Annotated in this window: 12 protein-coding genes (1 of these 12 only partly in view); 9 read left to right on the top strand and 3 right to left on the bottom strand. The window is 66.3% G+C overall.

Features of this window, described 5'->3' with window-relative positions; translation table 11 throughout:
* The first annotated feature begins 86 nt into the window (after window positions 1–86).
* Complete coding sequence (locus U2P90_RS01365) at window positions 87–500, top strand: prepilin-type N-terminal cleavage/methylation domain-containing protein (protein ID WP_322473463.1); 414 nt, start codon at window positions 87–89, stop codon at window positions 498–500.
* A 130-nt stretch (window positions 501–630) separates the two neighbouring features.
* Window positions 631–1,176 (top strand): DUF1802 family protein, encoded by a 546-nt coding sequence (locus tag U2P90_RS01370; protein WP_322473464.1) that lies wholly within the window; start codon window positions 631–633, stop codon window positions 1,174–1,176.
* Window positions 1,177–1,232: 56 nt separating this feature from the next.
* Here U2P90_RS01370 and U2P90_RS01375 read toward each other — a convergent pair whose 3' ends face one another.
* Window positions 1,233–1,697 (bottom strand): hypothetical protein, encoded by a 465-nt coding sequence (locus tag U2P90_RS01375; RefSeq protein ID WP_322473465.1) that lies wholly within the window; start codon window positions 1,695–1,697, stop codon window positions 1,233–1,235.
* Between the two features lie 204 nt (window positions 1,698–1,901).
* Between U2P90_RS01375 and U2P90_RS01380 the strand changes: the two genes are divergently transcribed.
* The 5 genes from U2P90_RS01380 (at window position 1,902) to U2P90_RS01400 (ending at window position 9,923) form a co-directional block, all read left to right on the top strand.
* Window positions 1,902–2,675 carry a class I SAM-dependent DNA methyltransferase gene (locus U2P90_RS01380; RefSeq protein ID WP_322473466.1) on the top strand — a complete coding sequence of 258 codons (774 nt, stop codon included), beginning with the start codon at window positions 1,902–1,904 and terminating at the stop codon, window positions 2,673–2,675.
* Complete coding sequence (locus tag U2P90_RS01385) at window positions 2,675–3,652, top strand: NAD(P)H-dependent glycerol-3-phosphate dehydrogenase (protein WP_322473467.1); 978 nt, start codon at window positions 2,675–2,677, stop codon at window positions 3,650–3,652. The genes U2P90_RS01380 and U2P90_RS01385 overlap by 1 nt, the downstream gene beginning before the upstream one ends.
* Window positions 3,653–3,929: 277 nt before the next feature.
* Window positions 3,930–6,980: an adenosylcobalamin-dependent ribonucleoside-diphosphate reductase gene (locus U2P90_RS01390; protein WP_322473468.1), complete on the top strand. Its 3,051-nt coding sequence runs from the start codon at window positions 3,930–3,932 to the stop codon at window positions 6,978–6,980.
* A 20-nt stretch (window positions 6,981–7,000) separates the two neighbouring features.
* Window positions 7,001–7,699 carry a DUF3800 domain-containing protein gene (locus tag U2P90_RS01395; RefSeq protein WP_322473469.1) on the top strand — a complete coding sequence of 233 codons (699 nt, stop codon included), beginning with the start codon at window positions 7,001–7,003 and terminating at the stop codon, window positions 7,697–7,699.
* 1,501 nt (window positions 7,700–9,200) lie between these two features.
* Complete coding sequence (locus tag U2P90_RS01400) at window positions 9,201–9,923, top strand: SDR family oxidoreductase (protein WP_322473470.1); 723 nt, start codon at window positions 9,201–9,203, stop codon at window positions 9,921–9,923.
* A 183-nt stretch (window positions 9,924–10,106) separates the two neighbouring features.
* Here U2P90_RS01400 and U2P90_RS01405 read toward each other — a convergent pair whose 3' ends face one another.
* Window positions 10,107–10,868: a hypothetical protein gene (locus U2P90_RS01405; RefSeq protein ID WP_322473471.1), complete on the bottom strand. Its 762-nt coding sequence runs from the start codon at window positions 10,866–10,868 to the stop codon at window positions 10,107–10,109.
* A 127-nt stretch (window positions 10,869–10,995) separates the two neighbouring features.
* On the bottom strand, window positions 10,996–11,895 hold the full coding sequence (locus tag U2P90_RS01410) for a diacylglycerol/lipid kinase family protein (protein ID WP_322473472.1): 900 nt from the start codon (window positions 11,893–11,895) through the stop codon (window positions 10,996–10,998).
* 42 nt (window positions 11,896–11,937) lie between these two features.
* Between U2P90_RS01410 and U2P90_RS01415 the strand changes: the two genes are divergently transcribed.
* The gene (locus U2P90_RS01415) at window positions 11,938–12,315 is read left to right on the top strand and encodes a hypothetical protein (protein WP_322473473.1); all 378 of its coding nucleotides are present in this window, start codon (window positions 11,938–11,940) and stop codon (window positions 12,313–12,315) included.
* 61 nt (window positions 12,316–12,376) lie between these two features.
* Window positions 12,377–12,691 carry the start of a diacylglycerol/lipid kinase family protein gene (locus U2P90_RS01420; RefSeq protein WP_295823245.1) on the top strand. 690 nt of this gene lie beyond the right edge of the window, so the window shows 315 of its 1,005 coding nt (coding positions 1–315); its start codon is at window positions 12,377–12,379; its stop codon lies off the right edge, out of view.

The following is a 12,691-nucleotide window of genomic DNA, read 5'->3' on the forward strand; positions in this document are numbered from 1 at the left end:
CTCAAGCGGTCGTTAATTCAATATCGCGAACGCCATGAGCAGGTCGGCCGGTATATATCCCCCCGGCATGGCCCCAGGAGAACACCATGAAGAACAGCACGCAGGGCTTCACCCTCATCGAGCTTCTGATCGTCATCGCCATCATCGGGATTCTGGCCGCCGTCCTGATCCCCAACCTGCTCAGCGCCCGCACCAAGGCCAACGAGAGCGCCGCGACCACCTTCATCCGCAACACCATCACCGCCGTCGAGTCCAACCGCGATACCGTGACTGGCAAGCTCAAAACCAAGGCGGGTGCCGATATGACCGCCGCGGGTGAGACCTGCCTCCTCGCCCAGGATGCAGCCGCCCTCCCTGCTGGTGTTGACTCCTGCCAGATCAGCGCAGGCACCCATGACAACTACGTGATCAACCTGACGATGCAGGGCACCAACGGCAAGAAGTACGCCTACGACGGCAAGACGGTCGCTCAGGTTACGACTGCTGTGACCGCCGACTGATTCTCGCTGCGATCCTGTGGCCGCCCACTCAGGGCGGCCTTCTGCTTTGACTTATGACTGAACTTAAATTGCAGCCCAGTTGCAATGGACATCGATGATCAAATAGAAGTGAAAGCCCTATCCTCTCCCCATGACCACCACGGCCCTCAAGGAATGGGATGCCCAGTGCCAGCTCCTCACCACCGGCGACCTGTCGGTTCTGGTGCGCAAGGGTGGGATCGAGGAGAAGCAGGGCGACTTTCAGGTCGAGCACCGCTCGTTCCTGCTCTACCCGACCTTCCTGCACCAGAATCCGGTGGAACTGCGCCCGGAGTTCAAGCCGCTCCTGCGAACCGATCCCGCGCCGGGGCAGGTGCAGGTGCCCGCGCTGGCCGAGGTGATCGCGGTACACAGGGTCGAGGACGAGTCCCGTCTGCCTGCCCTGGAAGACATGCAGGCCCTGACCCTGGGTGCCCTGGAACGCCGCTTCGCGTACCGGGGCAAGCCGTGGGTGCATGTGCTGGTGCTGCGTGTCCGGCCGCTCGTCACGCCGCTGACACTGCCCGAGACCGAGGCCATGCTGGGCTGCGTGTCGTGGGTGCCGCTGGAGGACATGGAGGTGCAGGCGGGCGAGGCCGTGATCCCGGAGGAGGAGCTGACCCAACGGGCGGCGGCCATAGCCCAGGCAATCAGCTGACCCGCAACAGGAAAGGGAGGCACATGGCCTCCCCCGGGGGTTCCTGATGCCTGGACTCAGTTGGCGTCGAGGTCGTAGTTGTTCAGCAGCGTGGTCTGGACATTGCCGCTGCTGGTCGTGACGAGGTTCCAGCCCTTCTTGGTGCCGTTGTAGAACTGGTTGTCCTGGCTGGCGTAGATCAGGCGCTTGCCGTTGTCCTTGCTCAGCACCGTATCGCCGGTGTCGTAGCGGTTGTTGTTGTTGGCGTCACGGAACACGATCACGCGGTACGACCCGGTGGGCAGGTTGGTGGGCAGATCCAGGCTGAAGCCGCCGGTCAGGAACTTGTCGATGACCTGGCTCTGGGTGCCGTCGGCGGTGTACTGGCCATTGTTGAAGCCGATGATGGCGAGGCCCAGGTTCTGGCCACTGTTGAAGCCGCGCAGCTGCCCGGTCACGTCCTTCTTGACGGGGTTGCCGGCCAGGGTGCAGGCGCTGAGGGTCAGGGTGCCGAGAGCGGCAATCGCAAGCAGTTTGTTCATGGTGGTCTCCTCCTGCTGAGGTGAATGACGTGTCGTGCTGCCTGTCACCCTAGTCGGCGGTGTGTGGCGCTGGCTACGGTGGTTCCATTCCGTCTCGGCTCACGTGGGGCTCACGGGCAGATGGGTGAGGCCATGCTTCACGCCGCCCTGGACGGCACAGGCAGCGGGTGAAGGCCCATTTACCCGGGCTCTATACTCGCGCGTATGCAGCATGAGCCCTTTACGGCCCTGGCCGCCGTGTACGACGCGATCATGGCGGACGTGGAGTACGACCACTGGGCAGACTTCGTGCTGACCTACGCGCGGGACGGGGGCCTGGAGACGGCCGACGCCTCGGCCCTGGATCTGGCGTGCGGCACCGGCGGGTTCACGCGGGAACTGCTCGCGGCCGGGCTGGACGTGACCGGCCTGGACGGCAGCGCGGCCATGCTGACCGAGGCGCGGCGGCGCGTCCCCGGCGTGAACTTCGTGGCGGGCGACCTGCGCGATTTCGATCTGGAGCGGCGCTTCGACCTCGTGACCTGCGTGTTCGACTCGCTGAACAATCTGCTCACGCCCGCAGAGCTGGCGCAGGCGCTCGCCCGCTGCCGCGCACACCTGGCCCCCGGAGGCCTGCTCGCCTTCGACGTGAACACGCGCCTGGGCGTGCGCGAGCTGTGGGAGGACGACGCCGTCGAGGGCGTGGCCCCGCTGGCGGGCGGCGGCGAGGTGCACTACCACTGGTCGCACCACCACGACCCGGCGGCGGATCTGGGTGTGGTGCAGGCCTTCTGCCGGGTGCTGGGCGAGGACGGCGAGACACAGGAATTCGTCGAGACCCACCGCGAGCGCGGCTACGACCCGGCGGATCTGGAGCCGCTGCTCTCGGGGCTGGACTTCGCCCGCTTCGAGATCGTGGAGTACCCGGACTTCGCGCCGCCGACCGCCGACACGCCGCGCGTGTGGGTCTTCGCGTGGGCCCCCGGCGGTGACGCCTGATGCCCCTGCCAGTGCTGGGCGCGGGCGGGTGGGGCACGGCGCTGGCCGTGAACGCCGTGCGGGTACGGTCAGCGGGCGCCGCACCCGTGCGGCTGTGGGCCCGGCGGCCCGAATTCGCCGCGCAGCTCTCGCACGAGCGGGTGAACGCGGCCTACCTGCCGGGCGTGACCCTGCCGGAGGCCGTGGAGGTCGTGGCCGATCTGGGCGCGGCGGTGGCGGGCGCAGACTTCGCCCTGGTGACGGTGCCCAGCGTGGGCGTGCCGGAGCTGCTGGCCGACCTGCCGCGCACGCTGGGCGTGGTGCTGTGCGCCAAGGGCCTCGCGCCGGACGGAGGGCAGCTCAGCGCCCTGGCGCGGGACATGGGCTTTGCCCGCGTGGCGGTGCTGAGCGGCCCCAACCACGCCGAGGAGATCGGACGCGGCCTGCCCGGGGCCACCGTGGTTGCCAGCCGCGACGAGGCGCTGGCCCACGCGGTGCAGCGGGCCCTGATGACGCCAGGCCTGCGCGTGTACACGAGCAGCGACGTGGTCGGGGTGGAACTGGGCGGCGTCCTGAAGAACGTGATGGCCCTGGCGGCCGGCCTGAGCGACGGCCTGGGCCTGGGCGACAACGCCAAGGCCGCCCTGATCACACGTGGCCTGCGCGAGATGCGGCGCTATCTGGTCGCGCTGGGTGCCCTGGAAGACACCGTGTACGGCCTGAGCGGGCTGGGCGATCTGGTCGCCACCGCCACCAGCCGCCACTCGCGCAACCGCGCGGCGGGCGAGGCGATTGCCAGGGGCGAGCACCCGGGGCAGGGCGGCAAGGTCGTCGAGGGCCTGCGAACCGCCGGACTGCTGGACGCCTGGGCGCTGGCCCACGGCCACGACCTGCCGATCGTGCGGGCCGTGGCACGGGTCGCGGCGGGCGAATGGACGCCGCAGGAGGGCATCACGAGCCTGATGGGCCGGGAGGCCAGGGCCGAACACGAGGAGTGAGCCCGGCGCCCGCCACCCCGGATTGTGAACTTGTCTGCAAATATTCCGTCCAGCACGTAGTTTCCGGGAGTGAGCACCGGGCCGGCATGACGACCGCATCTTGTACCCGACTTCCCTGGAACGTACAAGTGCTTGTACACCCTGCGGCACGGTGGTACAGTCAGACCCGGCCAAAGCCCCCCCGTACTCACCTGAGCACCCTACTGTTCACCCGCCGCGTCCCACACAGCGCCGGGCGTGAGTGTCGTTTCCCGCCGCGCCCCCAAGGAGTCCCATCATGACCACCCTGTCCGACAAGCCTGCACAGTCCCTCACGAACTTCGACGAGAACGCCCACCACATTGCCAAGCGGCAGTACCTTCAGGCGAGCGACGGAGACCTGAGCGGCATTTTCTGGCGCATCGCGAACTGGGTGGCCGGCGCGGAGACCGAGAGCGCGCGCACCGGGTGGGCGCAGGCGTACTACGACCTGATGGCCGAGAAGAAGTTCTGCCCCGGCGGGCGCGTCCTGGCCGGCGCGGGCACCGCCCACGGCAACGTCCTGAACTGCTTCGTGCAGGGAGCGACCGAACATGAGCCCAGCACCTTCGAGGGCGTCATGGAGGTCGCCAAGAAGCTCGCGCTGGTCACGAAGGTCGGCGGCGGCAACGGTGTGAACCTCGACGTGTACACGCCCCGCGGCGTGGGCAGCCGCCCGGACGCCGGCGTGCGCGGGTGGGCGTACATGCCCGCCAGCCACGCGGACGTCGAGGACTTCATCGAGGGCCTGATGCGGCCCCCCACGCAGCCCGACGGCGACAAGCAGCCGGTCGCGGTGCGCAACTGGACGCGCGTAGTGTACGGGCAGGTCATCCGCCCGGAACTCGTGGCGCTGGCCCGCGCGAACGGTGTGAGCGTGGTGCGCGGCCTGCCGGAAGGTGTGCAGGCCGTGCCGGACGACATGGGCGGCATCATCGACGCGGCGCGCAAGGTCGCGGACGACGCGAAGCTGGGCCTGGAGCCCCGCATCGACCTCTCGCAGATGCGCCCGGAAGGCGCGCCCATCAAGGGCTCGGGCGGCACGAGCAGCGGCCCCGTGTCGTTCCTGATGGAGATCTTCGACAACTTCCTGGAGTGGAGCAACCGCGGCGCGGAGCACGCCGGGCCCATCAACACCCTGCGCTTCGTGTACGCCCCGGTGCTGCGCGTCGTGCGGCAGGGCGGCACGCGGCGCGGCGCGGGCATGGCGACGATCAGCATCGAGCACCCGGACGTGCTGGACTTCCTGACCGCCAAGGATCTGGATCGGGAAGCCAGCGAGGGCGACATCAGCACCTTCAACATCTCGATCCTGGTGACCGAGAAGTTCTGGGACACGCTGCAGCGCGACGCCCTGTGGCACATCGCCGCGCAGGAAGTGCCCGGCAAGTACCACCTGCTCCCGCAGGACGGCGCGTACACCGGCACCCTGCCGGAACTGGCCGACCGCGAGGAGGACGGCGCGCGCGGCGTGCCCCTGTACCGCGAGGCGCAGCCCGGCCTGTTCGACCCGGCCGACGACCGCCCCGGTATTCCGGCCAAGTGGCTGTGGGATCAGATCGCGCAGCACGCGTGGAGCACCGGCGAACCGGGACTCATCTTCAGCGACCGCGTGAACGAATTTTCAGCCCTGAAGAACCTCGGGAAGCGCTACGAGATCCGCAGCACCAACCCCTGCGGCGAGATTCCCCTGACGGTCGGCGAGCCCTGCGACCTGGGCGCGATCAATCTGGCCGCCTACGTGAAGGGCAGCGACTTCGACTACGCCACCTTCCGCGACGACGTGAAGACCTGCGTGCGCTTCCTGGATGACGTGCTGGACGTGAATGTGTTCGCGCTGGAGGACAACCGCGTGGCCTCGCAGGATCTGCGCCGCCTGGGCCTGGGCGTCATGGGTCTGGCCGACGCCCTGATCAAGATGGGCCTGCGCTACGACAGCAAGGCCGGCCGCGACGCCATCTACGAGATCATGAGTGCCCTGCGCGAGGAAGCCGTGGCCGAGAGCGAACGCCTGGCCGTGGAACGCGGCGTGTACCCCGTGTACGAGCGCAACAGTGGCAAGATCCCCCACGAGCCCCGCCGCAACGTGGCCGTCCTGACGGTCGCCCCGACCGGCACCACCAGCATGCTCATGGGCGTGTCCAGCGGCATCGAGCCCGTGTTCAGTCCGTTCATCTGGCGCAAGATCGGCAGCGAGTACCGCGCCCTGCTGGCCCCGCTGTTCGTGGAACTGCTGGAGACCTATCCCGCCCCCGCTGGCATGGACGTGAACGGCAAGTGGGACTGGGACAAGGTCACCGAGGCCGTGTCCGAGAACCACGGCAGCGTCGTCGGCCTGAACTTCATCCCCGAGGCGCTCCAGAGCGTGTTCGTGTGCGCCCACGACATCAAACCCGTCGACCACGTCCGCATGCAGGGCACCGTGCAGATGGCCTTCGACGCCGAGGGCCTCGCCGCCAACAGCCTGAGCAAGACCATCAACCTGCCGAACAACGCCACCGTGCAGGACGTGCAGGACGCCTACAGCGAGGCGTACCGCACCGGCTGCAAGGGCATCACCGTGTACCGCGACGGCAGCCGCCAGTTCCAGGTGCTGAGCACCAGCAAGAAGAAGGACAAGAAGGCCGAGGAGACGCCCGTGCAGGCCGCCGCGGAGGTCATGGGTGAGAAGGCGGAGGACACGGCGCAGAGCCCCGAGAGCCAGCCGGTCGTCGCGGCCGTCGCCGCGCTGCCGCAGGCCCTCAGCGCCCAGCCCGCCGCCCCCGCGAAGCCGCAATACGAGCGGCCCGCGCGCCTCGCCGGGATCACGGACATGGTCAAGCTGACCGACCCCACCAGCGGGCACCGGCGCTCGTTCCTCGTCACGGTCAACCACCTGAACGGCAAACCCGTCGAGGTCATGGTCATCAGCGGCCGCGCCGGCGACGAAGCCAACGCCGACAGCGAGGCGCTGGGCCGCGTCGTGTCCATCGCCCTCCAGCACGGCGTTCCCGCCAGCGCCCTGATCAAGACCATGCGCGGCATCAACGGCGGCCTGTACGGCAGCTACAACGGCCGCCTCGTGGGCAGCAAGGCCGACCTGATCGCCGTCGCCCTGGAGACCTTCCAGAAAGACATGGAGGCCATGCAGCTCCCCCCGCTGGCCGGCGGCAGCAGCGCCCCCGCCCCCGCCGCCGCGCCCACGGGCGTCAGCGTGAGCAGCATGGACGGCATGAGCCGCGACCGCTGCCCCGTGTGCGAGGAGAAGGCCGTGATCCGCGAGGAAGGCTGCCTGAAGTGCCAGGCGTGCGGCTACAGCAAGTGCGGGTGAGTGGAGTAGGCTAGCTGAAGATGGGACTGATGGAAGTCTACTGCGATGAATCTAGGCTTGAGCTTTTGGGTGGCACCAAGAGCTCAGGCAAATATCTGGCTATAGGCTCAATTTGGATACCAAGCGAACGGCGCTCTGAGCTAAAAGGCGTATTAAATTCTTGGAAAAGTTTGCATGCCATACCTCGTAGCAGAGAAATTAAATGGACACAGATTGGAGCAAAGAAACTAGATGCTTATTTGGATTTGGCGCGCTACCTGTTTAGGTACGACTTCTGCCAATTCAGAGTTATAATAATAGACTCCAAGATAATTGATATTGATAGATTCCACGATGGTAATAAAGAACTGGCATTTTACAAGATGTATTATCAACTCTTGGTTCATAGAATTCAGAAGAATCAAGATTATCGTATTTTCTTAGATTCTAAAACTAACCGTCTTGGCCCGAAGCGTGTTGCAGATCTCCGCAAATACCTTAGATTAAGAACGGGTTCAAATTTGGAATTACAAACGGTCGACTCAGCAGATCAAGTTTTAATTCAGTATGCCGATATTCTCACTGGTGCAGTTTGTGCATCAGCCAATAACCTTCCAATGAGCGACAGCAAACGCAGGTTTATTGATGAGATTAAGACAATTTTGGGTAGACCAATACATCAAAGAACTACTGCAACGGTTGAAAAGTTTAATGTTTTTCGCTTCCCGATGGGGTCTTGAATGGAGCTCAAAAGGGCCATAAAGAGGTTGTTTTCGAATTCAGAGGAAGAATATAGATCCTTCTTCCGATCAAATTACTGCCAAACTTCGATATTTTGTACAGCAGGTTTTGAAGTGTATTTCGATGAATCGCAATTCGATCATGCATTTTATGAATCGCAAGCGAATTCAACAAGCAGGAATAAAAAAAGATAGATTCTCAAAGCAGAGAGCGTTATTCATAAGGGGGCCGGCATATGTACTGTCGGACAGTTCGGCTAAATACTTTTACCCTCTCGCAAAAGATGGAAAAACAGTAATACGAAATAGGATAGTAGCCGTTAGTGAGTTCGAAGATGAGGTATATTTAGTAGTTCTACGACTCGGTGACGATAAAAAATGGAGATACCTTACTAGCTATCCCACAAGACCTTCAAAAATCAAGAACTATATTCCAATAGAAAGTTTAGAGGACAGACCTTAAGGCCTGTCCTCTAAACACGCGATTCACGGCATCGCGCCAGCCTTGACGTGTCCACTACGTGGTAATGGACTCAATTCCCAGACGTCGCCGTCTGCCATGGAAATATACGCCCAAACCGAAACCGTGTCAACACCCTATGTGTCCCAAATCCTATTTCAGGAAACTATCACAGTGCTATAAGCTGCGGTCTTTAGCGCCACACACGTTCGGAACACGTCTACAGCGAAGCCGAGATGTATATTTATCAAATCTTAATCTGAGAGGTAGAGGCTACATCGACAGTGTTGGGTTGTGCAAGGCATGTCACGTAAGTGACGTCAGGCACATAATATTTTGATCTCAAGGTCACTGTATTTTGGCTCCATGATTACTCCCCTCTCCGCCAGGGCTGTCTTCATCACCGATGCATCCACTGGCATCGAGAAAGGGGCGGCGCAGGCGTTCGTGTCGCAGGGCGCGCAGGTGGCACGCTTCGCATGATTGCTGCCGCATCTATTCCATGTCCGATCACCTCTTCGTCTATGGCTCCCCTGCTCCCAGCCAGCCCAACGAGCACGTCCTAACGCGCCTGAGCGGCCGCTATCCAACTGGCCAGCGTGCACGGCCACCTGCGGGCGCAGGGCCGGGGCGCGGGCCTGGGCTTTCCGGGAATCGTGCCGGGCGGCGCGACGGGCGAGGTCGCCGGGAGCATGTTCAACTTGGCGGGCTGGGCGAACATACGTCGGCTAGGACGCCATGCCCGCACCCCCCTCCCAGCCTCCCCCGCAAGGAGGGAGGGGGTTTCTAGCCGAAGCGTCGCCCCTCGCGACTGGCCGAATGCCATCGTGCGCGCAGCGCGCGGGCGCTGACGGCGTGACCGCAATGGGCAGATACTCCGCCTCCACAGCTCCGAGAACACGGCCACCAGCAAGCCTGACCGCGCACTTTGCCCAGCGCAGCGCCGCTCCCCCTGCCCCTCCGGGGTAGGGGGCTGGGGGGTGGGGAAGCCCGCCGCCGGCGCACCCCCTATCCCGACCCGGAAGGGGCTACCTTGACCGTATGACAACGGATCTGTCGGGCAAGGTCGTCCTCGTCACCGGGGCATCGTCCGGCATCGGCAGGGCCGCCGCGGAAGCCTTCGCGGCGCAGGGCGCGCGGGTCGCGCTGGCCGCCCGCAGCGAGGACAAACTGCGCGAACTGGCCGCCACGCTCCCAGACGCGCTGGCCGTGCCCACGGACATGCTGGACGAGGCGTCGGTGGAGCGCATGGTGGCGCAGACGCACGCGCACTACGGGCGCATCGACGTGCTCGTGAACAACGCGGGCCGCGGCATGCACGTGCCCGTGGCGCAGGCGGGGCTGGCCGAGTACCGCGAGCTGCTGGAGCTGAACGTGGTGAGCGTGTTGAACGCCATGCAGCAGGTGCTGCCGGTCATGACCGCGCAGGGGTCGGGGCACATCGTGAACATCAGTTCCGGCACGACGAAGATGCTGGTGCCGGGGCTCGCGCCGTACTCCAGCACCAAGCACGCCCTGAACAACCTGACCCTGATCGCGCGGGAGGAGTTCCGGCCCCTGGGCATCACGGTCAGCCTGGTGCATCCGGGCATGACGGCCACGGACTTCGGGTACAACTCCGTGCAGAGCGACCCGAAGCGCGCGGCGGCGTACGTGCAGGGCGACAGTCCCGAGTACGTGGGCGGCCTGATCGTGCAGGCCGTGCAGAGCGGCGAGGCCGAGGTGTACGCGGAGAGCATGCGGCGGCGGCTGAAGCCGGCGTAGGGACAACCCCTCAGTCGGCTTCGCCGCCAGCTCCCTGGGGGGAGCCGAACATCATTGCCTCCCCTTGAGGGGAGCTGGCACCGAAGGTGGCTGAGGGGTTCACCCTCGGCCCACCCTTCAGGCCGGCACGATCAGCTTCCGGGCGCAGAGGGGGAGGGGATGGCGTGACGGTGGCCGCGCCGGTCAGGGCACGGTGATGGTCACGCTGCGGCTGCCCTTGCTGCCCACGACGTTCTTGAACCCGAAGGACAGGAGGCTCTTGGTGTTGCCGTTCACGGTGGACGTGATCTGCGCGACCTTCCGGTCGCTGAGGTTCCGCTTGCCGCTGCCGCCGATCACGCGCCAGCTCAGCGTGACCGTGTTCTTGCCCTTGACCAGGAAGGGACGCAGGTCGACCGTGGCGTTCCCCAGGATGTAGGCGTGGTACGAGCCGTTCACGGCGACCGTCCACTCGAACGGCCCCTCGTGGCTGTAGTCCAGTTTCGCGAGGTAGGCATCCGGGGCGCAGGCGATGTTCCCGGCGGGCGGGGCCTTGAACTTCACGGCGATCTCGCGGCGGTTGGGGTAGTCCGACGGATCGAACTGGAACACGGTGGTGGCGCGCGAGCCGTGGAGCATCTGGATCACGGTGGGCGTGTCGTACATCTTGCCGTTGCCGCCCACGCTGATGGGCGTCCACCTGATCTGCACGCGGTTCTCGGCCGTCATCAGGGGCGTCACGCTGCGCTTGACCCGGCTGCCGTCCGTCAGGTCGATGGCGCGGCCGTTCACGGACACGGCCATGGTGGTGCGGCGCGCGTTCGGGTCGATCTGCGCCACGTACTGCGGCCGGCCGCAGGTGGGGCCGGCGCTGCTCTCCTCGACCTGCGCGCCCGCGGGGCCGGCGGCGAGGGCCCCCAGCAGACCGGCGAGGGCGGGGATGCGGAAACGGTGAGAGCGTCGCATGGTTCCAGGGTAGGCACGCAAGGTGAGAGCCCCACGCGACCGCCTTGCGGTCACACACGGGTTCGGCCCCCCGGCGCACCCGGCGGGGGCCGTTCCGTCTCCCCCGTTCACGCGGCGGCGGGGGCCGTCACGGGCGGGGGCGCAGGACGCTCAGGGCTCCGGGCACGACATCGATCTGTACCGTCCCCCCCGGTTCGTGGCTGCGGCGCAGTTCGGTGTCGACGTGGAACACCTGCCCGTGATCGGCCACGGTGAACGACCGGCCCGGGCAGGTGCTCACGCTGGGCAGGGTGTCGAAGGTGCCGCCCAGCATGGCCCGGCCGTACTGGAACAGCGGCAGGTGCCGGGTCGCGTCCACGCGCACCAGATCCAGCCGGCCGTCGCCCGGCGTGGCCTGGGGCGCGAGGTGCAGGCCGTTGCCGGTCGAGGGGGTGTTCATGACCTCCAGCAGCAGGGCGGGCGGGCTGGGCACCGCCTCCCCGTCCACCGTGACGCGCACCCCCAGGGGATGCAGTGTGGTCAGGGCCTCGAAGATCGAGCCCAGGGCCCGCACCGGACTCTTGGGCGCGTGGGGGTTGTAGTCGTCGAGCACCTCGGCGAACAGGCCGCAGCCGCAGGCCTCCAGGAAGTGATCCTCGCCCCACTGGCCCCGCACGCGGCCCACGTCGAAGGGGGCGGGGGCGGCGTCCCGGTACGACCGGGCGACCTCCAGCGGGTCACCCATGGCGCTCCATGCGCGGGCCACGTTGTTCGCGGTGCCCAGGGGCAGCACGCCCAGGATCAGATCCGGGCGGTGCAGGGCGTGCAGGGCGGCGGCCCGCAGGGTGCCGTCTCCGCCGGCGATGAACAGTGTGCCGGTGATGTGGGGGAGGCGCTCGACCACGTCCTCGGGGCGGGTCGTCAGCCAGACCTCGGCGTCGTAGTCGGCGTCCAGCAGGGCGTGGTGCAGGGCGTCGGGCGAGGCGCGGCGCTGGCTGCCGGCGGCGGCGTTGTACAGCAGCGTGGCGGGCCGCGCGGGGGTGGGCATGTGCGTACAGTATGGCGGTCAGGGCAGGAGGTACGCTGGCGCATGACGCTGCCCCCGGTACCGCCCGCCCTTGAACCGTACCGCCGACCGTCGCGGGAGCGCATGCGCCTGTACGGCGCGCTGCTGCTGATGCTGGTGCTCACGGCCACATTCGGCCGGAAGCGGCCAGGCGACCTGGGCACGCGGGAGACCCTGCGGCGCAGCCCGTTCGCGCGGATCATGTTCATGGACATCGGGGCGCTGTCCACGCTGGGAGCGCTGTATCTCGTGCTCCACGGGCGCACGCGGGTGCGCGTCCCTGCGGCCCTGGCCTCGCTGGCGGTCGGGAGTTTCGCGCTGCTGCCGGCCCTGGCCTACGAGGACTGGGTGGCCCTGAACCGGGAGCACGGGGACACCTCCGGTCGGCACACGGGGGGATGAGCGCCCCCCACTTCACGGTTTCCTCAAGGCGACCGGGAGGCGCAGTGCGTACAGTGACGGCATGACCCTTCCAGGCGCTGCTCCCGAGGTCACTCCGGACGCCCACGTGCCGGGCGGCGACGTGCTGGCCACGACCGAGGCCACGCTGATCTACAACACGAAGGCCGGCGGCAGCGAGCGCAGCAGCCCCGATCACCTGGTCGAGGCCCTGCACCAGCTCGGCTACCGCCCCGTGTACCGCGCCACCGACTCCGAGGACGACCTTGTGCAGGCGCTGCGCGACGCCGAGGGCACCGTGTTCGTGGCGGGCGGCGACGGCACGATCCGCGCCGCGACCCTGCACCTGGCGGGGCGGGCGGGCGTGATCCTGGGCATC

This window comes from Deinococcus sp. AB2017081 (assembly GCF_034440735.1).
Lineage (GTDB): Bacteria > Deinococcota > Deinococci > Deinococcales > Deinococcaceae > Deinococcus > Deinococcus rufus.